We start from the raw sequence: 19,343 nt of genomic DNA on the forward strand, positions 1-19,343 counted from the left end.
GCTTAGGCAAAGATATGACCACAAAAATTGAAACTCTCGAAGCTGCCCTGCGCAATGCGCTCGGCAGCCAGCTCCGGAGCCTGACTGTCGCAGTAGGTGAGGTGACGGTGGTTGTTGGTGCGGACGATTATCTGTCGGCGATGCGTGTCTTGCGTGATCATGCTGATCTGCGTTTTGAAGAGCTGATCGATCTGTGCGGCGTCGACTATTCAACATATGGCGACGGCAGTTGGGAAGGGGCGCGTTTTGCCGTCGTGTCCCATCTTCTGTCGATCGCGCATAATTGGCGGGTTCGGGTGCGCGTGTTCGCCCCGGATGACGAACTGCCGGTCGTATCTTCGGTCACAGATATCTGGCCCTCTGCCAACTGGTATGAACGTGAAGCGTTTGACCTGTTCGGCGTCCTGTTCGAAGGTCACAGCGACCTCCGTCGCATCCTCACCGACTACGGCTTTATCGGCCATCCATTCCGCAAGGACTTCCCGGTGTCCGGGTATGTCGAAATGCGCTATGACCCTGAACAGAAACGCGTGATTTACCAACCCGTGACGATCGAGCCGCGTGAAATCATTCCGCGGGTGATTCGCGAAGAAAAATACGGGATGAAATAATGGCTGAGATCAAGAATTACACCCTGAACTTTGGTCCGCAGCATCCCGCTGCACACGGTGTGTTGCGCCTTGTGCTCGAACTGGATGGTGAGGTTATTCAGCGTGCGGATCCGCATATCGGTCTGCTGCATCGTGCTACCGAGAAGCTCGCCGAGCAGAAGACCTTCCTGCAGTCCGTCCCGTACATGGACCGTCTCGACTATATGTCGATGATGTGCAATGAGCACGGCTACGTGCTGGCGATCGAAAAGCTGCTCGGTATTGAAGTGCCATTGCGCGCCCAGTACATCCGAGTCATGTTCGATGAGATCACCCGTATTCTCAATCACCTGCTTTGGATTGGCGCACATGGTCTGGACGTAGGCGCGATGGCCGTATTCCTGTACGCCTTCCGCGAACGTGAAGATCTGATGGATTGCTATGAGGCGGTGTCCGGCGCGCGCATGCACGCTGCATACTATCGTCCGGGTGGAGTCTATCGCGACTTGCCGGATGTGATGCCGCAGTACAAGCCGTCGGTAATTCGTAGTGAAAAGGCGATCAAGCAGCTGAACGAAAGCCGCCAGGGCTCCTTGCTGGACTTCATTGAAGACTTCACGAATCGCTTTCCCGGCTACGTCGATGAATACGAGACGCTATTGACCGACAACCGCATCTGGAAGCAGCGACTGGTCGGCGTGGGCGTCGTCTCTCCCGAGTATGCGAAGGCGATGGGCTTTACCGGTCCGATGCTGCGTGGATCCGGTATCGAGTGGGACTTGCGCAAGACGCAGCCCTACGCCGTGTATGACCTGCTCGACTTCGACATCCCGGTCGGCACGAACGGTGACTCTTATGATCGCTATCTCGTGCGTGTCGAGGAGTTGCGTCAATCGAACCGCATCATCAAGCAGTGCGTCGAATGGTTGCGAAACAACCCAGGCCCAGTGATGACGGATAACCACAAGGTGGCTCCGCCGTCACGCGTGAACATGAAATCCAACATGGAAGAGCTGATTCATCACTTCAAGCTCTTTTCCGAAGGATTCCACGTGCCGGAAGGCGAGGCCTATGTCGGTATCGAACACCCGAAGGGTGAATTCGGTGTCTACCTGATCTCAGACGGTGCAAATAAACCTTACCGAATGAAGATTCGCGCGCCTGGCTTCGCGCACTTGCAAGGCATGGATGGAATGGCAAGGGGCCACATGATCGCGGACGCAGTGACGATCATTGGTTCGCTGGACATTGTGTTTGGTGAAATTGACCGATAAACCGCGCGGAACATTGCGCACGGATGGCCGACAATATGCTGTTAAGTCAAGAAGCGTACAAAAAAATCGATCGCGAACTCGCGAAATTTCCTGCTGATCAAAGGCAGTCTGCCGTCATGGCAGCACTCGCAATTGCGCAGGATGAAAAGGGCTGGCTTTCGCCGGAGGTAATGCAGGACATCGCTGATTACATCGGCATGGCAGCAATTGCCGTGCAAGAGGTCGCCACGTTCTACAACATGTACAACACCAAGCCGACCGGCAAGCACAAGATCTCCGTGTGCACCAATTTGCCCTGCGCTTTGTCCGGTGGCGAGCGCGCAGCGCACTATCTAAAGCAAAAGCTCGGCGTTGACTACAAGGAAACCACGGCCGATGGCCAGTTCACCCTGATCGAGGGCGAGTGCATGGGCGCCTGCGGCGACGCACCGGTCATGCTGGTGAACAACAAGCGCATGTGCAGCCACATGTCGAATGAAAAGATCGATGCGCTGGTGGAGGAACTGAAGAAATGACCTGCCTGCATGATCGTCATATCAACCCGCTTATTCTGGCGGGCTTGGACGGCAAGAACTGGCACCTGGCCGACTACGTGAAGCGTGGCGGCTATGAGGCATTGAAGCGCATCCTGACCGAAAAGATTGCGCCGGAACAGGTGATTGCTGAATTGAAGACTTCGTCCCTTCGCGGTCGCGGCGGCGCAGGTTTCCCGACTGGCCTGAAGTGGAGTTTCATGCCGCGCCAGTTCCCGGGCCAAAAATACCTCGTCTGCAATACGGACGAAGGCGAGCCGGGCACATTCAAGGATCGCGACATCATCCGCTACAACCCGCATGCGCTCATCGAAGGCATGGCAATCGGTGCGTATGCGATGGGTATTACTGTCGGCTATAACTACATCCACGGCGAAGTGTGGGCCGAATATCAGCGTTTCGAAGAGGCGCTGGAGGAAGCGCGCGCGGCGGGCTTTCTCGGCGACAAGATCATGGGGAGCGAATTCAACTTCCAGTTGCATGCGTTCCATGGCTACGGCGCCTATATCTGCGGTGAAGAAACAGCCCTGCTTGAATCCATCGAAGGCAAAAAAGGTCAACCGCGCTTCAAGCCGCCGTTTCCGGCTAGCTTCGGTTTATACGGCAAGCCGACGACCATTAACAACACGGAGACCTTCGCGGCCGTGCCGTTCATCATGCGCATGGGCGGCGAAGCTTACGCCGGACTGGGCAAGCCAAATAACGGCGGCACCAAGATTTTCTCGATGTCCGGCGACGTTGCCCGGCCGGGTAACTATGAAGTCCCGCTTGGCACGCCATTCGCCAAATTGCTTGAGCTTGCCGGCGGTATGCGCGATGGCAAGAAGATTAAGGCGGTTATACCAGGCGGCTCGTCCATGCCGGTGCTGACCGGCGACGTCATGATGAATACAGACATGGATTACGACTCGATCGCGAAGGCGGGATCGATGCTCGGATCCGGTGCGGTCATCGTGATGGATGAGACGCGTTGCATGGTCAAGTCTTTGCTGCGCCTGTCGTACTTCTATTTCGAAGAGTCATGCGGCCAGTGCACGCCTTGTCGTGAGGGTACGGGCTGGCTGTATCGGATGGTGCATCGCATCGAGCACGGCCAAGGGCGTGCGGATGATCTCGATATGCTGAACTCGATTGCTGACAACATTCAAGGGCGCACGATTTGCGCACTCGGCGACGCGGCCGCGATGCCCGTCCGTGCATTCGTGAAGAACTTCCGCAAGGAATTTGAATATCACATCGAGCATAAGCGCTGCATCGTTCCTGCTTACGTTTAATAAATCCGGTGCGCATACAAGCGCGCCCTACGGCATAAAACAGAGCCATGGTTGAAATCGAAATTGACGGCAAAAAAGTCGAGGTGCAAGAAGGCAGCATGGTGATGGACGCTGCCAACAAGCTTGGTACCTACATCCCGCATTTTTGCTATCACAAGAAACTGTCCATCGCGGCGAACTGCCGCATGTGTCTGGTTGAAGTTGAAAAGGCACCGAAGCCCTTGCCCGCATGTGCAACACCGGTGACCAATGGCATGGTTGTGCGCTCCAGCAGCGACAAGGCAATCAATGCGCAGAAAAGCGTCATGGAGTTCCTGCTGATCAACCACCCGCTCGATTGCCCCATCTGTGACCAGGGTGGCGAGTGCCAGTTGCAGGATCTGGCCGTCGGTTACGGTGCATCGGCTTCGCGATATCAGGAAGAGAAGCGCGTTGTGGTGCCGAAGGATGCCGGTCCGCTGATTTCGATGAAGGAGATGGCGCGTTGCATCCATTGCACCCGCTGTGTACGCTTCGGGCAGGAAATCGCCGGCGTCATGGAACTCGGCATGCTGAACCGCGGCGAGCACTCTGAAATTACAAGCTTTGTCGGTAAGACAGTCGATTCCGAGTTGTCCGGCAACATGATCGACTTGTGCCCGGTTGGTGCATTGACCTCTAAGCCCTTCCGCTATAGCGCACGAACATGGGAGTTGTCTCGTCGCCGCTCGGTAAGTCCGCATGATGGGCTCGGCGCAAACCTGATCGTTCAGGTCAAGGCCGGTAAAGTGATGCGCGTTCTCCCACTGGAAAACGAATCGGTGAACGAATGCTGGCTGTCCGACAAGGACCGCTTCGCCTACGAAGGCCTGAATAGCGCGGAGCGCCTGACTGTTCCGATGGTCAAGCAGGATGGAAAGTGGCTTGAAACTGACTGGCCGACTGCGCTTGAATACGTTGCACGCGGACTTCAGGGTGTCAGCCAGGAACACGGGGCCGACGCAATCGCCGCCTTGGCTGCCCCATACTCTACGCTGGAAGAACTCTCTCTGCTGCAGAAACTGGTTCGCGGGCTAGGCTCGGATAACATTGACTTCCGTCTGCGCCAATCGGATTTTTCGCTGGATGGCAAACTCGTACCGTGGCTCGGCATGTCGATCGAAGAATTCGGTCAGCTTAACCGTGCGTTTGTCATCGGCTCCTTCTTGCGCAAGGACCATCCTCTGCTCACCGCTCGTCTGCGCCACGCTGCAAAGCGGGGCACGAACGTCAGCATTCTGCATGCCAGCGACGATGACCTTCTGATGCCGATTACAAACCGGATGATCAAGGCGCCATCTGACTGGATGTCCGGATTGAGTGAAGTTATCGCTGCGATCGCCCAGGCAAAAGGTGTCGCCGCACCTGCCGGTTTCGATAAGATTGCCCCGGGCGAAGTGGCGAAGGGTATTGCGGCAAGCATGCTGTCGGGTGACAAGAAAGCGGTCGTCCTTGGCAATGCGGCAGCTCAACATCCTCAGGCATCTCAATTGCATGCCGCAGCACAGTGGATTGCGCAGAATACCGATGCCAAATTTGGCTATCTGACTGAAGCAGCGAATACTGTGGGTGGCTATCTCGCAAACGCGATACCGGGCAAAGGTGCCAACGCAGTTGAAGCGTTTGCACAAGCGCGTAAAGCCTACGTGCTGTTGCATGCCGAGCCCGAGCTCGACAGTTATGATCCGCAAGCAGCTCGCGCTGCGTTGGAAAAGGCCGAGATGGTCGTCGTCATGTCGCCTTTCAAGCATGGTGCCGATTATGCTGATGTTCTGCTGCCAGTTGCGCCATTCTCGGAAACTTCCGGCACCTTCGTGAACTGTGAGGGTCGTGCGCAAGGATTCAATGGGGCCGTGAAGCCGCTGGGCGAAACGCGGCCGGCATGGAAAGTACTGCGTGTCCTGGGCAATATGCTCGATATTCCTGGCTTCAACTACGAGACATCAGAAGAGATCCGAGTCGAACTGCTCGGAACCAAGACTGCTGAAGAAGCAGATCTCAAACCGCGTCTCAACAACCTTGTGAACGCGCAGCCGCAAGCGGCAATGTCGGCAGCACCCACACAAGTTGAGCGCATTGCAGACGTGCCGATCTATTTCACGGATGCCATCGTGCGCCGGGCCGAATCCTTGCAAATGACAACCGACGCGCAAGCGCCGAAGGCGTCGCTTTCCACAGTATTGGCAGCAAAGCTGGGTGTGAACGAAGGCGCACAGGTAAAAGTAACGCAAGGGAAGGGCTCCGCAGTCCTGACCGCTGCGATCGACGCAAGGTTGCCTGAAAACGTCGTGCGAGTCTCCGCAGGCCATGGAGCAACGGCACACCTTGGCGGAATGTTCGGTGCAATCAGTGTGGAGAAAGCGTAATGGACCAATTGCTCCTGACCATAAATACGAACGGACAAAATCTGTTCGGCGGAGCTTGGCTGCTCATCTGGACCCTGGTCAAGATCGTCGTGCTGGTTGCGCCGCTGATGGGACTGGTCGCTTATCTCACGCTATGGGAACGCAAGATGATCGGCTGGATGCATATCCGGCTCGGGCCGAACCGCGTTGGTCCGCTTGGCCTGCTGCAGCCGATCGCGGACGCGGTAAAGTTGTTGATGAAGGAGATCGTTGTTCCGACGCGTGCCAACAAGGCCTTGTTCGTGATTGCTCCCGTAATGACGATCATGCCGTCGCTTGCCGCCTGGTCCGTGATTCCGTTTGGGCCGGAGACTGTGCTGGCCAACGTCAATGCCGGCCTGCTGCTCCTCATGGCAATCAGCTCAATGGAAGTGTACGGTGTCATCATTGCAGGATGGGCATCCAACTCGAAGTACGCCTTTTTGGGTGCGATGCGCGCCTCGGCACAAATGGTGTCATACGAAATTGCGATGGGCTTCGCGCTGGTGATCGTGCTGATGGTTTCTGGCAGCCTGAATTTCACTGATATCGTGATGGCGCAAAGCAAAGGGTATTTTGCTGACAAGGGACTTGGCTTCCTTTCATGGAACTGGCTGCCGTTGCTGCCGATTTTCGTGATCTACGTGATTTCAGGGATTGCTGAAACCAACCGCCACCCGTTTGACGTGGTTGAAGGCGAGTCAGAAATCGTCGCAGGTCACATGGTCGAATATTCCGGCATGTCGTTCGCGATGTTCTTCCTGGCCGAGTACGCGAACATGATCCTGATCTCGATCGTTGCTTCGCTCATGTTCCTGGGAGGATGGGCGGCGCCGGCATCATTCCTGAGCTGGATCCCGGGATGGATCTGGTTAGGCATCAAGACCTTTGTGGTCGTATCGATGTTCATCTGGGCACGCGCATCATTCCCGCGGTATCGCTACGATCAGATTATGCGTTTGGGTTGGAAAGTGTTCATTCCGCTGACACTCGCTTACCTGGTTATCGTGGCTGCCTGGATTCAGTCACCGTGGAATATTTGGAAGTAAAGAATAGAGGCTGATCAAGATGGAAGCCATTAAAGATTTTTTCAGCAGCCTGATGCTCCGAGAGCTGCTAAAAGGCTTGGCGTTGACCGGACGCTACATGTTCGAGCGCAAGATTACGGTGCAATATCCCGAGGAGAAAACGCCCATGTCGCCACGCTTTCGTGGGCTGCATGCGTTGCGCCGCTATCCGAATGGGGAAGAGCGCTGCATTGCATGCAAATTGTGCGAGGCAGTATGTCCGGCGATGGCGATTACGATCGAATCGACGGAGCGCGATGATGGTACGCGCCGTACGACGCGCTATGACATCGATCTGACCAAGTGCATCTTCTGCGGATTCTGCGAGGAGTCTTGCCCGGTCGATTCGATTGTCGAGACCAACATCCTGGAGTATCACGGCGAAAAGCGCGGCGACCTCTACTACACGAAAGAGATGTTGCTCGCGATTGGCGATCGATATGAAAAGGATATTGCCGCGGCGCGCGCATCCGATGCCGCATATCGTTGATTTTGCCTGATCTGGCCCGCATTAAGCTGACTCACTTGGTCCATTATGGAATTTAAAACTGCCTTGTTCTACGCGTTTTCAGCGATCCTGGTGATCGCCGCAATACGCGTTATCACGGACCGGAACCCGGTGCATGCCGCGCTGTTTCTGGTCTTGTCCTTCTTCTCCGGTGCTGCGATATGGCTGCTCCTGAAAGCTGAATTCCTGGCCATCGTACTGGTCCTGGTCTATGTCGGTGCAGTAATGGTGCTCTTCCTGTTCGTGGTGATGATGCTGGAGATCAACATGGACAAGCTGCGCGAGGGATTCTGGGGATACCTTCCGTTGGCAGCAACGATTGGCGTCGTGATCGTGCTGGAGATGTCGGCTGTTCTGCTCCACGGCTTCTGGGCGCCCGAAGCGCAAGTTCCGGCAGCGGCGGCGAACATCGGAAATACCAAGGAATTGGGCAAACTCATTTTCACCCAATACATCTACGCGTTTGAAATTGCCGCGGTTGTGCTTCTGGTCGCCATCGTCGCCGCAGTCGCATTAACCCTGCGTCGTCGCAAGGACATCAAGTATTTCAGCCCGGCTGCCGCAGTCAAGGTCAAGAGTAGCGACCGTCTGCGTATCGTTCGCATGAAGGCCGAATCCGAGCGTGCGAACGCAAAAGTGCAACCGGCTGCCTCGGCAGCAGAAAAATAATTAGGGGAAGCACCGTGGCTTTATCGCTTGCACACTACTTGATCCTGGGAGCAATCCTGTTTGCGATCTCCATCGTCGGGATTTTCCTGAACCGGAAGAACATCATCGTGTTGTTGATGGCAATCGAATTGATGCTCCTCGCGGTCAACATGAACTTCATCGCCTTTTCGTACTATCTCGGCGATGCGGCTGGGCAGATTTTCGTTTTCTTCATCCTTACTGTGGCTGCCGCGGAGTCCGCGATTGGTCTCGCCATCCTGGTGGTTCTGTTCCGTAATCTGGACACCATCAATGTCGAAGATCTCGATGCTCTCAAAGGTTAACCACAAAAATAACGATAAGGTCCATCATGGCGGGGCAACTCAACCCTAACGTTTTATTGGCTGTGCCGTTGGCACCTCTCGCGGGCTCTGCGATCGCAGGTCTGTTTGGAACCAAATTTTTCGGCAACAAGATCGGTCGTACCGCGTCGCATTCGGTCACGATTCTGGGCGTACTGGTCGCCTTCATCATTTCCTTCCAGACGCTGCTCGCAGTGATGGATGGTACTACCTATAACGGGACTGTCTATAACTGGATGACGGTCATGGGCCTGAAGATGGAGGTTGGCTTCCTGGTCGACAGCCTGACGGCGATGATGATGTGTGTGGTTACCTTCGTCTCGCTGATGGTGCATATCTATACGATCGGTTACATGGCGGAAGACGAAGGCTACAATCGTTTCTTCTCCTATATCTCTCTCTTCACTTTTTCGATGCTCATGCTCGTCATGAGCAACAACTTCCTGCAACTGTTCTTCGGTTGGGAAGCGGTTGGTCTTGTTTCGTACCTGCTGATCGGTTTCTGGTACACCCGACCGACGGCGATCTACGCCAACATGAAAGCGTTCCTGGTCAACCGTGTTGGCGACTTCGGTTTTATTCTTGGAATTGGCTTGCTGCTGGCCTATGCAGGCTCGATGAACTACGGGGAAGTATTCGCGAAGAAGGCAGAGCTGGCAAAGCTTACGCTGCCCGGCACCGACTGGATGCTGCTGACGGTGGCCTGTATTTGCCTGTTCATTGGAGCGATGGGCAAATCGGCACAGTTCCCGCTGCATGTCTGGCTCCCCGATTCCATGGAAGGTCCGACACCAATCTCCGCACTGATCCACGCGGCAACCATGGTGACCGCCGGCATCTTCATGGTGACACGCATGTCGCCGCTGTTTGAACTGTCTGACACGGCGCTTTCGTTCGTCCTCGTGATCGGCTCGATTACAGCCCTGTTCATGGGTTTCCTTGGCATCATCCAGAACGACATCAAGCGCGTCGTTGCGTACTCGACCTTATCGCAACTCGGTTACATGACGGTTGCATTGGGTGCCTCGGCCTATTCGGTCGCCGTGTTCCACCTCATGACGCACGCCTTCTTCAAGGCGCTGCTGTTCCTTGGCGCCGGTGCCGTGATTATCGGCATGCATCATGATCAGGATATCCGCAACATGGGCGGTTTGCGCAAGTACATGCCGATTACCTGGATTACCTCTTTGCTGGGCTCGCTGGCCTTGATCGGCACGCCGTTCTTCTCCGGCTTCTACTCGAAGGACAGCATTATCGAGGCCGTGCATGCAACCCATATTGCGGGTGCAGGCTTTGCCAATTTCGCAGTTCTGGCAGGCGTTTTCGTCACCGCGTTTTATTCCTTCCGGATGTATTTCCTGGTGTTCCATGGAGAAGAACGTTTTGGCAAGCCGCACCACGACGAACACCAGAATCACAGTCACGATGAGCACAGCGATGAACATCATCACGGCCTCGCGCCGGGACAGAAACCACATGAGGCGCCCTGGGTTGTGACTGTGCCGCTGATGCTGCTGGCGATTCCATCGGTGGTCATTGGTTTCATCACCATCGGCCCGATGCTGTTCGGTGACTTCTTCAAGGATGTGATTTTCGTTAGCGAATCGCATCACGCGATGAAAGAACTCGCCGAGGAATTCCATGGCGCGTGGGCAATGGGTGTGCATGCATTTACCTCGCTGCCCTTTGCGCTGGCATTGGCTGGCGTCGTTTCGTCGTACTACTGCTACATGATCAATCCGAAGGTGCCGGCATGGTTCTATAAGAAGTTCCATGGCATCTACACTATCCTCGACAACAAGTACTACATGGACAAGTTCAACGAGGTGGTGTTCGGCAAGGGAGCTCGCGTACTAGGCGGTGGCCTGTGGAATGTTGGTGATCGGGGGTTGATCGACGGGCTGATCGTCAACGGCAGTGCCAAGCTGGTGGGCTGGTTTGCGGCGCTGATTCGCCATTTCCAGACCGGTTACATTTATCACTATGCATTTGTAATGATTCTCGGCGTGTTGTTCTTCCTGATTTATTTCATGCCGTTCCCGACATTTGCCAAATAAGTTGGCGAAGTAAAGCAAAAAACAATCATGATGCAGTCAACTTTTCCTCTTCTGAGCCTCGCGATCTGGTGCCCAATCGCGTTCGGCCTGTTCGTCCTGGCATTTGGCCGTGATGACAACCCAGCATTGGTGCGAGCCGTTTCGCTGCTGGGCTCAATCATCAGCTTCCTTGTCACGCTGCCTTTGATTCAGCAGTTCGACAAGGCCGCGCATGGCATGCAGTTTGTCGAGAAAGCAGCATGGATCGAGCGGTTCAATGTCAATTACTTCCTCGGCATCGACGGCATATCGATCTGGTTCGTATTGCTGACGGCTTTCATCACAATTATTGTCGTGATCGCTGGCTGGGAAGTCATCGAGAAGCGCGTCGCGCAATACATGGGTGCATTCCTCATCCTCTCCGGGCTGATGATTGGTGTGTTCTGCGCGCTGGATGGCTTGCTGTTCTATGTGTTCTTCGAGGCGACGCTGATTCCGATGTTCATCATCATCGGTGTGTGGGGCGGCGCGAACCGCGTGTACGCCGCGATCAAGTTCTTCCTCTACACTTTGCTGGGCTCCTTGCTCACCCTGGTTGCGCTTTTGTACCTTTACTTCAAATCGGGCGGCAGCTTCGACATCCTGGCATGGCATAAACTGCCACTGCCCTTGAATGTGCAGATCTTGATCTTCTTTGCCTTCCTGATGGCATTTGCAGTCAAGGTGCCGATGTGGCCGGTGCATACATGGTTGCCCGATGCGCACGTGGAAGCGCCTACGGGTGGTTCGGTGGTGCTGGCAGCTATCATGCTGAAGCTCGGTGCTTACGGTTTCCTGCGGTTTTCCTTGCCGATCGCTCCAGACGCGAGCCATTCATTGTCGGGTTTCATCATTACCTTGTCGCTGATTGCGGTCATCTACATCGGTCTCGTCGCGTTGGTGCAGGCAGACATGAAGAAACTGGTTGCGTACTCGTCGATTGCGCACATGGGCTTCGTCACGCTGGGCTTCTTCGTATTTAACGAGATGGCGGTGCAGGGTGGTATCGTGCAAATGATCTCGCACGGCTTCGTATCCGCCGCGATGTTCCTTTGCATTGGCGTGTTGTATGACCGCATGCACTCGCGTCAGATTGCCGACTACGGCGGTGTGATCAACACGATGCCGCGATTCGCCACCTTTTTTGTGCTGTTCTCCTTGGCGAATTGCGGGCTCCCGGCGACTTCCGGGTTTGTCGGTGAATTCATGGTAATTCTTGGCACGGTCAAGTTTAATTTCTGGATCGGGATACTTGCTGCCACAGCCTTGATTTGGGGCGCAGCCTATTCTCTCTGGCTGGTGAAACGGGTGATATTTGGCGCCGTCGCCAACGACCATGTTGCCAAGTTGAAGGATCTCAGTAGCCGCGAGTTCGTCATGCTGGGCCTGCTGGCGATCGCTGTGCTGGTAATGGGCTTGTATCCTGCGCCATTCACTGATGTGATGCAGGTTTCGGTCGATGATTTGCTCAAGCACGTCGCGATATCCAAGTTGAACTGAAACGAAATACGTGGAGGCATCCCTCACACCCGTCCCCTTTCTCATTCATGCGTGAGGGGACGTTTAGACGGAAACGGCTCAGGCGGTTTCTGCGGGGCTTAAGAGTGACAACATGAATAACATGATGAATCTGGTGCCGGCTTATCCGGAAATTTTTCTGCTGATCGCAACCTCGGCAATTCTGCTGATTGACATGTTCCTGGCGGACGCTAAGCGACATATCACCTATGGTCTGACGATTGCGACGCTCATTGTCTGCATCGCGTTAAACGTTGCTGACTTCGGCGGGGCGACAACCTACACATTCCACAACATGTTTGTGTCGGATCCGATGTCGAACCTCCTGAAGATCTTCTCGTATGTTGCTGTGGGTATTACGCTCATTTACTCGCGTCAGTATGCGACCGACAGGGGAATGCTGGGCGGTACGCTCGGCGGCGAATTCTATGTGCTCGGACTGTTTGCCTTGCTTGGACAGATGGTGATGATCTCTGGGAATAACTTCCTGATCATCTATCTCGGCCTGGAACTGATGTCCTTGTCCTTGTATGCGCTGGTGGCGCTGCGTCGCGGCAATTCGGTATCGACTGAAGCATCCATGAAGTACTTCATTCTGGGCGCGCTGGCGTCCGGGTTTCTGCTGTACGGTCTGTCGATGCTGTACGGCGCCACAGGCTCGCTTGATTTGACCGAAGTGGCCAAGGCAACAGCATCCGGTACTGTGAACAAGACCGTGCTTGTGTTCGGAGTGGTGTTTGTCGTTGCTGGTCTGGCATTCAAACTTGGTGTTGTCCCGTTCCATATGTGGGTGCCCGATGTGTATGAGGGCGCACCTACGGCTGTGACTCTCCTTCTCGGCGGCGCACCGAAGCTTGCAGCGTTTGCGATCACGATCCGCCTGTTGGTTGAGGGACTGTTCCCGCTGGCGATTGATTGGCAGCAGATGATTACCGTTCTTGCGGTGTTGTCGATGGCGATCGGTAATATTACTGCGGTCGTGCAGACGAACTTGAAGCGCATGCTGGCGTATTCCACAATCGGTCAGATGGGCTTCATGTTGCTTGGCATGTTGTCGGGCGTGGTGAATGGTGATGTTGCTCCCGCTGGCAACGCATACAGCTCTGCCTTGTTCTATTCGATCACCTACGTTCTCACGACGTTAGGCACTTTCGGCGCGATCATGCTGCTCGCCCGCTCGGGTTTTGAGGCCGAGAATATCGACGACTTCAAAGGACTGAATCAGCGTAGCCCATGGTTTGCATTTGTGATGCTGATCCTGATGTTCTCGCTCGCCGGCATTCCTCCGACCGTCGGATTCTATGCAAAGCTGGCGGTATTGCAAGCGGTACTGGGGACTGGTCAGGTTTGGCTGGCAGTCCTTGCCGTGTTGCTGTCGCTGATTGGTGCCTTCTATTACCTGCGTGTGGTCAAGGCAATGTACTTTGATGAGCCGGTCGATACGGCGCAGATCGTCGCCCCCGCAGACATGCGCTTCGCCTTGAGCGTGAACGGTATCGCTGTTCTCGTTCTCGGTGTGTTGCCGGGGCCGCTGATGGCTTTGTGCGCAACAACCATCGTGAAGACGCTCGCGGCTTAATCCCTATCCGGATTCATCTTTTCGGTGGATGTTTCTCTCGCGAGTTGGTTTGTAATCTTGTTGGCGGCGCTTGCCGCCAACTTGCCTTTTCTAAACGAGCGGCTTTTTGCTCTTATCCCGATTGGCTCTTCTCGCAAGCCGTTTTGGCTACGATTGTTGGAGCTGCTTGTCCTCTACTTCCTCGTCCTCGGTTTTGCATTATTGCTGGAGAAGCGAATTGGTAATGCGTTCTCCCAGCACTGGGAGTTTTACGCGATTACGATCTGTTTCTTCATTGTGCTGGCATATCCAGGTTTCGTATTCCGATACTTGCGTAAGCGACACGGTTGATTTGCTGTAATGGTGGAGGGGCGCCACACAGTAAAATAGGTGCATTCAACGTATTGGAGTATGGCCGTGGATCTGCACCTGAAAGAACATCAAGTCGATAGCGAACTCGCCTATGAAGGACATTTCCTGAAAGTGCAGCGCGACACCGTGCGCCTGCCCGACGGAAAGGATTCGAAGAGGGAGTACATCAAGCATCCTGGCGCGGTCGTCATCCTGCCGCTGTTGGACGACGGAACAGTCCTGCTGGAGCGGCAATTCCGCTATCCTTTGAACAAGGTTTTTATTGAATTTCCGGCTGGGAAAATTGATCCCGATGAAGACCCTCTGGTGTGTGCCAAGCGCGAACTTCAGGAGGAGACCGGATATACCGCCACGGACTGGCAGTTTGTATGCACAATCCATAATGCGATTGCGTATTCGGATGAGCATCTCGATATCTTCCTCGCCCGAGGGCTTGTGGCTGGGGAGCGGAAGCTCGATGACGGAGAATTTCTGGAGACCTTTACCGCGACTGTGCCGGAAATGCTGAGCTGGATTCGCGAGGGAAAACTTACTGACGTTAAGACCGTGATTGGGGCGTTCTGGCTGGAGAAGATTCTGAGCGGCGAGTGGAAGTCTTGATGGTTTTGTCCGACATAAAAAAAGAGCCGCGATTGCGGCTCTTTTTTTATTACATGTTTGAATAATTCGGGCCGCCACCACCTTCCGGCGTAACCCATACGATGTTTTGCGTCGGATCCTTGATGTCGCAGGTTTTGCAATGAACGCAGTTCGCCGCATTGATTTGCAGGCGATCCTCTCCGGCATCCGTTTTCACAAACTCGTACACGCCAGCCGGGCAATAGCGGCCTTCGGGCCCGGCAAATTTCGCCAGATTGATCTTCACCGGCACCGATGCGTCTTTCAAGGTCAGATGCGCCGGCTGGTTTTCTTCGTGATTGGTATTGCTGACGAAGACGCTGTTGAGGCGATCAAACGTAAGTTTGCCGTCGGGCTTGGGATATTCGATCTTCGGGCACTGGTCGGCTGGCAGCAGATAGGTATGATCCGGCTTGTCACGGTGCAGGGTCCACGGCGGGCTCTTGACACCGATCTTGGGCAGAAACCATTGTTCGATCCCCGTCATCAGCTGTCCAATGAGTGGCCCCTTCTTGAACCAGTTCTTGAAGTTGCGGGTTTCATCAAGTTCTTTGGCCAGCCAGCTATTTTCATAGGCCTGGGGATACGCAACCAATTCATCACCGGCACGACCTGCGGTCACTGCCTCGAAGACCGCCTCGCCGCAAAGCATACCGCTCTTGATCGCGGTATGGCTGCCCTTGATGCGCGCGGCGTTCAAGAAGCCTGCATCACACCCCAGCAACGCGCCGCCCGGGAAGATGAGTTTAGGCAGCGCCTGCGGCGTACCGTTGTTGATTGCACGTGCACCATAGCTGATACGCTTGCCACCCTCAAGCTGAGCGCGGATGCTCGGGTGTGTCTTCCAGCGCTGCATTTCCTCGAACGGGCTCATCCATGGATTCTTGTAATCCAGGCCGATGACGAAGCCGAGCGTGACCTTGTTGTCTTCCAGGTGATAGAGGAATCCGCCACCGAAAGTATGCGGATCCATGGGCCAGCCGGCAGTGTGGACCACCAGCCCCGGCTTGGCCTTGGCTGGATCAATTTCCCATAACTCCTTGATGCCGATGGCGAAACTTTGTGGATCCTTCCCTGCGTCGAGCTTGTACTTGGCAATCAATTGCTTGCCGAGATGACCTCGGGCGCCCTCTGCAAACAGGGTGTACTTGCCAAGCAATTCCATGCCGAGCTGGAAGGCTTCAGTTGGTTCGCCGTCCTTGCCGATGCCCATATTGCCGGTGGCCACGCCCTTGACTGCACCCTTGTCGTCGTACAGGACTTCGGCAGCAGGGAAGCCGGGGAAAATTTCGACGCCAAGCGCTTCAGCCTGTTGTCCCAGCCATTTGACAAGTGCGCCAAGGGCAACGACGTAGTTGCCGTGGTTATGGAAATTGCGCGGCACCAGCCAGTCGGGGATGCGAGAGGCGCCGGTTTCCGTTAGGGTCAGGATGTCATCGGCGGTGACGGGCTGATTCAGCGGCGCGCCCATTTCTTTCCACTTCGGGAACAGCTCGTTCATTGCAATCGGGTCCATCACGGCACCGGAAAGGATATGGGCACCGACCTCACCGCCTTTTTCCAGCACGCAGACAGAAACCTCCCTGCCTTTTTCTGCCGCCAGTTGCTTCAGCCGAATCGCGGCCGACAAGCCGGCGGGACCGGCGCCTACGATGACGACGTCGTATTCCATCGCTTCTCGCGGGCCGTATTGTTCTATCAGATTTTGGGTCTGCGTCATGGTCTTCCCCACGGTAAAATAAAATTATCGAACGAACGTGCTAATTGTCGTGGATTTTGAATGAGAATGCTAGATACGTCACTCTAATCATTGCACTTTCGTGTAATGATAATGTGTCCGACGGGGGCAGCACAGTAAATTGCATGACAAACTTTGGAGATACAAGTGGGGATCGAAGTCAATTTTGAGGGGAAGATCGCATTGATTACCGGTGCATCAAGTGGTCTTGGCGCGCGGTTCGCGAAGGTGCTCGCTGAGGCCGGTGCCCAGGTTGTGCTCGCATCGCGCAGGGTAGATCGCCTGAAGGAGTTGCGCGCCGAGATCGAGGCATCCGGCGGCGCCGCGCATGTGGTGGCGCTGGACGTCACGGATTACTCCAGCATCAAGTCCGCGATTGCTCACGCGGAGACGGAAGCGGGCCCGATCGATATTCTGGTGAATAACTCGGGGGTTTCAACCACCCAGCGTCTGGTCGATGTCACGCCGGAGGACTATGCGTTCGTCATGGACACCAACCAGCGCGGCGCCTTCTTCGTCGCGCAGGAGACCGCAAAACGCATGATCGCACGCGCCAAGGGTGATCCGAGGAAGCAGCATAGAATCATCAACATTGCTTCGGTGGCCGGCCTGCGTGTACTACCGCAAATCGGGATCTACTGCATGAGCAAGGCGGCGGTGGTGCACATGACGAAATCGATGGCGGTGGAGTGGGGGCGCTATGGCATCAACGTCAATGCGATCTGTCCCGGCTATATCAGCACCGAAATCAATGCCGAGCATTTCGAAACCGAGCAGGGCCGCAACCTGATCAACATGTTGCCGCGCAAGCGTCTCGGCAAACCGGAAGACCTCGATGGCTTGCTGCTTTTGCTGGCATCCGACGAGTCGAATTTCATCAATGGTGCCATCGTTACCGCCGACGACGGAATGAGCGTCTACTGAGCCCATGCATTCAAGCCGCCGCGCCGGCGGCGGCCATCCAGCATCAAGCCTGATTTCCTATGACCCACAATAAGCTCGTTCATACATTGCGCATTCCGATTCGCTGGGGAGACATGGACGCGATGGGACATGTCAACAACACGATTTATTTTCGCTATCTTGAACAAGCGCGTATCGAGTGGTTCACCGAACAGGGATGCGGACCTGACGCGAGCGGGGAAGGCCCGGTGATCATCAATGCGCACTGCACTTTCATCAAGCAACTGAAATACCCAGGGGATATCGAGGTTCAGACCTTTGTCGGTCCACCAGGGCGATCCAGCTTCGAAACGATTCAGGAAATCCGGCGGGTCGATCAACCGGAGGTGCTTGCTGCGTCGGGTGGCGCGAAGGTTGTGTGGATCAATTATTCGCAGGAAAAATCCGTGCCTTTGCCGGAGCGCATTCTCCATCTCTTGGCAACATAAGTTCAGCGGCTGAATCAGCCGGTCACACCCATCAGGCGGTGCACCAGTTCACTTGAGGTCGCTGCCGAAAATTTCCGCATGAGCTTTGCGCGGTGCATTTCCACGGTTCGTGGACTCAGCCCGATCTGACGCGCAATCAGTTTGCTGGTTTTTCCTTCGACCAGCAATGCAGCAATTTCTCGTTCGCGAGGCGTCAGCTCCGCCGTAACCGGACGTTTCGCGCTGAGATCCTCGAAAGTCCAGATCCCGGCCGCATGCGGGTCATCGTGGATCAAGGAGCGGCCGCTGACATGGCACCAGAATAACTCTTGATTGGCGCGCTTCATGATCCGCTCGTCGGAATAGTAGCCCTTCGCGCTCATGATAGGAACGATACGGGCCCCCGTGCGTTCAAATTCGTCGAGCGTCGGATAGAGTACGCGAAAAGATTGGCCAACCAGCTCGCTGGGCCGATAGCCGAACATTTCTGCGAGCGCATCATTGCATGCGTGTATTACCCTGTGCTGCGATACGCACATACCCACCGGCGCATGCTGAAAGATCGTCTGGTAGTCTATCGTCAAGGGTGCGCTCATAGGCTATCGGGTGGCCTTTTTATGGCAAAAATTCGTATTTTTACGGTATTGCATGGTGTAGTCCAGCATCTTATGCTGACAGGCACATTACAACAGCCTTTTTAGGGGCACTTTACACAAGAAGAGGGTCGGAATGAATAAAGTTTATCCTGATGCCGCCAGTGCTCTGGCTGGCATTGTCAAGGACGGCCAAACGATTGCCGTCGGCGGCTTCGGACTGTGCGGCATTCCCGAGGCACTGATCGAGGCTCTTCGCGATTCCGGCGTGAAGAACCTGACGGCGATTTCCAACAACGCAGGCGTCGACGGTTTCGGCTTGGGCCAGCTCCTGTCGACCCGTCAGATCAAGAAAATGATTTCATCCTATGTGGGTGAAAACAAGGAGTTCGAACGCCAGTATCTGGCTGGTGAACTCGAGCTGGAATTCACGCCGCAAGGCACCTTGGCCGAGAAGTTGCGCGCCGGCGGTGCAGGCATTCCCGCATTCTTCACCAAGACCGGCGTCGGCACGATCGTCGCCGAGGGCAAGGAAGTGCGCGAATTCGACGGCCACCAGTACGTGATGGAGCGCTCCCTCGTCGCCGATGTCTCGCTGGTGAAGGCCTATATGGCCGACAAGGTGGGCAACCTGGTATTTCGCAAGACTGCACGCAACTTCAATCCGAACATTGCCATGGCGGGCAAGATCACGGTGGTCGAGGTCGAGAAGCTGGTTGAGGCCGGCGAGATTGATCCCGATCAAGTCCATACCCCGGGTATTTTCGTGCACCGCATTGTTGTCAATGCAACGCCGGAAAAGCGCATCGAACAACGCACTACGCGTGCAAAGTAATACGGAGA

General features: G+C 55.2%; 19 protein-coding genes. 17 read left to right on the plus strand and 2 right to left on the minus strand.

Annotated features, from left to right (window positions below):
* Positions 1 to 14: 14 nt before the first annotated feature.
* The 14 genes from E6W33_RS15160 (at position 15) to E6W33_RS15225 (ending at position 14,781) form a co-directional block, all read left to right on the plus strand.
* Positions 15 to 611: an NADH-quinone oxidoreductase subunit C gene (locus E6W33_RS15160; protein ID WP_136418156.1), complete on the plus strand. Its 597-nt coding sequence runs from the start codon at positions 15 to 17 to the stop codon at positions 609 to 611.
* The gene (locus E6W33_RS15165) at positions 611 to 1,864 is read left to right on the plus strand and encodes an NADH-quinone oxidoreductase subunit D (protein ID WP_136418157.1); all 1,254 of its coding nucleotides are present in this window, start codon (positions 611 to 613) and stop codon (positions 1,862 to 1,864) included. Before E6W33_RS15160 ends, E6W33_RS15165 begins: the two co-directional genes overlap by 1 nt.
* A gap of 23 nt (positions 1,865 to 1,887) precedes the next feature.
* A complete protein-coding gene (gene nuoE / locus E6W33_RS15170) occupies positions 1,888 to 2,379 on the plus strand; it encodes an NADH-quinone oxidoreductase subunit NuoE (protein ID WP_168798660.1) in 492 nt (163 codons plus the stop codon).
* Positions 2,376 to 3,671 carry an NADH-quinone oxidoreductase subunit NuoF gene (gene nuoF, locus E6W33_RS15175; protein ID WP_136418159.1) on the plus strand — a complete coding sequence of 432 codons (1,296 nt, stop codon included), beginning with the start codon at positions 2,376 to 2,378 and terminating at the stop codon, positions 3,669 to 3,671. The genes nuoE and nuoF overlap by 4 nt, the downstream gene beginning before the upstream one ends.
* Positions 3,672 to 3,718: 47 nt before the next feature.
* A complete protein-coding gene (gene nuoG, locus E6W33_RS15180; RefSeq protein WP_136418160.1) occupies positions 3,719 to 6,055 on the plus strand; it encodes an NADH-quinone oxidoreductase subunit NuoG in 2,337 nt (778 codons plus the stop codon).
* Positions 6,055 to 7,122, plus strand: coding sequence for an NADH-quinone oxidoreductase subunit NuoH (gene nuoH, locus E6W33_RS15185; RefSeq protein WP_136418161.1), 1,068 nt, complete (start codon positions 6,055 to 6,057; stop codon positions 7,120 to 7,122). The genes nuoG and nuoH overlap by 1 nt, the downstream gene beginning before the upstream one ends.
* 19 nt (positions 7,123 to 7,141) lie before the next feature.
* Positions 7,142 to 7,630, plus strand: coding sequence for an NADH-quinone oxidoreductase subunit NuoI (nuoI, locus tag E6W33_RS15190; RefSeq protein ID WP_136418162.1), 489 nt, complete (start codon positions 7,142 to 7,144; stop codon positions 7,628 to 7,630).
* A 45-nt stretch (positions 7,631 to 7,675) separates the two neighbouring features.
* On the plus strand, positions 7,676 to 8,317 hold the full coding sequence (locus E6W33_RS15195; protein ID WP_136418163.1) for an NADH-quinone oxidoreductase subunit J: 642 nt from the start codon (positions 7,676 to 7,678) through the stop codon (positions 8,315 to 8,317).
* A 14-nt stretch (positions 8,318 to 8,331) separates the two neighbouring features.
* The gene (nuoK, locus tag E6W33_RS15200; RefSeq protein ID WP_136418164.1) at positions 8,332 to 8,640 is read left to right on the plus strand and encodes an NADH-quinone oxidoreductase subunit NuoK; all 309 of its coding nucleotides are present in this window, start codon (positions 8,332 to 8,334) and stop codon (positions 8,638 to 8,640) included.
* A 26-nt stretch (positions 8,641 to 8,666) separates the two neighbouring features.
* Entirely contained in the window at positions 8,667 to 10,715 is a 2,049-nt protein-coding gene (nuoL, locus tag E6W33_RS15205; protein WP_136418165.1) for an NADH-quinone oxidoreductase subunit L, read from the plus strand.
* A gap of 27 nt (positions 10,716 to 10,742) precedes the next feature.
* A complete protein-coding gene (locus E6W33_RS15210) occupies positions 10,743 to 12,233 on the plus strand; it encodes an NADH-quinone oxidoreductase subunit M (protein WP_136418166.1) in 1,491 nt (496 codons plus the stop codon).
* A 112-nt stretch (positions 12,234 to 12,345) separates the two neighbouring features.
* On the plus strand, positions 12,346 to 13,830 hold the full coding sequence (gene nuoN, locus E6W33_RS15215) for an NADH-quinone oxidoreductase subunit NuoN (RefSeq protein ID WP_136418167.1): 1,485 nt from the start codon (positions 12,346 to 12,348) through the stop codon (positions 13,828 to 13,830).
* Positions 13,831 to 13,854: 24 nt separating this feature from the next.
* Positions 13,855 to 14,160: a DUF2818 family protein gene (locus tag E6W33_RS15220; RefSeq protein ID WP_136418168.1), complete on the plus strand. Its 306-nt coding sequence runs from the start codon at positions 13,855 to 13,857 to the stop codon at positions 14,158 to 14,160.
* Positions 14,161 to 14,226: 66 nt separating this feature from the next.
* Complete coding sequence (locus E6W33_RS15225) at positions 14,227 to 14,781, plus strand: NUDIX hydrolase (RefSeq protein ID WP_136418169.1); 555 nt, start codon at positions 14,227 to 14,229, stop codon at positions 14,779 to 14,781.
* 49 nt (positions 14,782 to 14,830) lie between these two features.
* Here E6W33_RS15225 and E6W33_RS15230 read toward each other — a convergent pair whose 3' ends face one another.
* Positions 14,831 to 16,519: an electron transfer flavoprotein-ubiquinone oxidoreductase gene (locus E6W33_RS15230; protein ID WP_136418170.1), complete on the minus strand. Its 1,689-nt coding sequence runs from the start codon at positions 16,517 to 16,519 to the stop codon at positions 14,831 to 14,833.
* Positions 16,520 to 16,684: 165 nt separating this feature from the next.
* On the opposite strand from E6W33_RS15230, the gene E6W33_RS15235 reads away from it, so the two are divergent.
* Together E6W33_RS15235 and E6W33_RS15240 are read left to right on the plus strand one after the other, a co-directional pair.
* Positions 16,685 to 17,461 carry an SDR family oxidoreductase gene (locus tag E6W33_RS15235; RefSeq protein WP_136418171.1) on the plus strand — a complete coding sequence of 259 codons (777 nt, stop codon included), beginning with the start codon at positions 16,685 to 16,687 and terminating at the stop codon, positions 17,459 to 17,461.
* 59 nt (positions 17,462 to 17,520) lie between these two features.
* Positions 17,521 to 17,928, plus strand: a complete 408-nt coding sequence (locus tag E6W33_RS15240) for a thioesterase family protein (protein WP_136418172.1) — start codon at positions 17,521 to 17,523, stop codon at positions 17,926 to 17,928.
* Between the two features lie 14 nt (positions 17,929 to 17,942).
* Here E6W33_RS15240 and E6W33_RS15245 read toward each other — a convergent pair whose 3' ends face one another.
* The gene (locus tag E6W33_RS15245; RefSeq protein WP_136418173.1) at positions 17,943 to 18,503 is read right to left on the minus strand and encodes a PAS and helix-turn-helix domain-containing protein; all 561 of its coding nucleotides are present in this window, start codon (positions 18,501 to 18,503) and stop codon (positions 17,943 to 17,945) included.
* Between the two features lie 133 nt (positions 18,504 to 18,636).
* On the opposite strand from E6W33_RS15245, the gene E6W33_RS15250 reads away from it, so the two are divergent.
* Positions 18,637 to 19,335, plus strand: coding sequence for a CoA transferase subunit A (locus tag E6W33_RS15250; RefSeq protein WP_136418174.1), 699 nt, complete (start codon positions 18,637 to 18,639; stop codon positions 19,333 to 19,335).
* The last annotated feature ends 8 nt before the right edge of the window (positions 19,336 to 19,343 follow it).

Source organism: Herbaspirillum sp. ST 5-3, assembly GCF_004804275.1.
In the GTDB taxonomy this organism is placed as follows: Bacteria; Pseudomonadota; Gammaproteobacteria; order Burkholderiales; family Burkholderiaceae_D; genus Noviherbaspirillum.

Bases quoted from the DNA above. Each gene is read 5' to 3' on its own strand.
- E6W33_RS15250 (WP_136418174.1), top strand. From the start codon at position 18,637: ATGAATAAAGTTTATCCTGATGCCGCCAGTGCTCTGGCTGGCATTGTC.
- E6W33_RS15195 (WP_136418163.1), top strand. From the start codon at position 7,676: ATGGAATTTAAAACTGCCTTGTTCTACGCGTTTTCAGCGATCCTGGTG.
- E6W33_RS15210 (WP_136418166.1), top strand. From the start codon at position 10,743: ATGATGCAGTCAACTTTTCCTCTTCTGAGCCTCGCGATCTGGTGCCCA.
- nuoG (WP_136418160.1), top strand. From the start codon at position 3,719: ATGGTTGAAATCGAAATTGACGGCAAAAAAGTCGAGGTGCAAGAAGGC.
- nuoI (WP_136418162.1), top strand. From the start codon at position 7,142: ATGGAAGCCATTAAAGATTTTTTCAGCAGCCTGATGCTCCGAGAGCTG.
- nuoE (WP_168798660.1), top strand. From the start codon at position 1,888: ATGGCCGACAATATGCTGTTAAGTCAAGAAGCGTACAAAAAAATCGAT.
- nuoH (WP_136418161.1), top strand. From the start codon at position 6,055: ATGGACCAATTGCTCCTGACCATAAATACGAACGGACAAAATCTGTTC.
- nuoL (WP_136418165.1), top strand. From the start codon at position 8,667: ATGGCGGGGCAACTCAACCCTAACGTTTTATTGGCTGTGCCGTTGGCA.
- E6W33_RS15240 (WP_136418172.1), top strand. From the start codon at position 17,521: ATGACCCACAATAAGCTCGTTCATACATTGCGCATTCCGATTCGCTGG.
- E6W33_RS15160 (WP_136418156.1), top strand. From the start codon at position 15: ATGACCACAAAAATTGAAACTCTCGAAGCTGCCCTGCGCAATGCGCTC.
- nuoN (WP_136418167.1), top strand. From the start codon at position 12,346: ATGAATAACATGATGAATCTGGTGCCGGCTTATCCGGAAATTTTTCTG.
- E6W33_RS15230 (WP_136418170.1), bottom strand. From the start codon at position 16,519: ATGACGCAGACCCAAAATCTGATAGAACAATACGGCCCGCGAGAAGCG.
- E6W33_RS15165 (WP_136418157.1), top strand. From the start codon at position 611: ATGGCTGAGATCAAGAATTACACCCTGAACTTTGGTCCGCAGCATCCC.
- nuoF (WP_136418159.1), top strand. From the start codon at position 2,376: ATGACCTGCCTGCATGATCGTCATATCAACCCGCTTATTCTGGCGGGC.
- E6W33_RS15245 (WP_136418173.1), bottom strand. From the start codon at position 18,503: ATGAGCGCACCCTTGACGATAGACTACCAGACGATCTTTCAGCATGCG.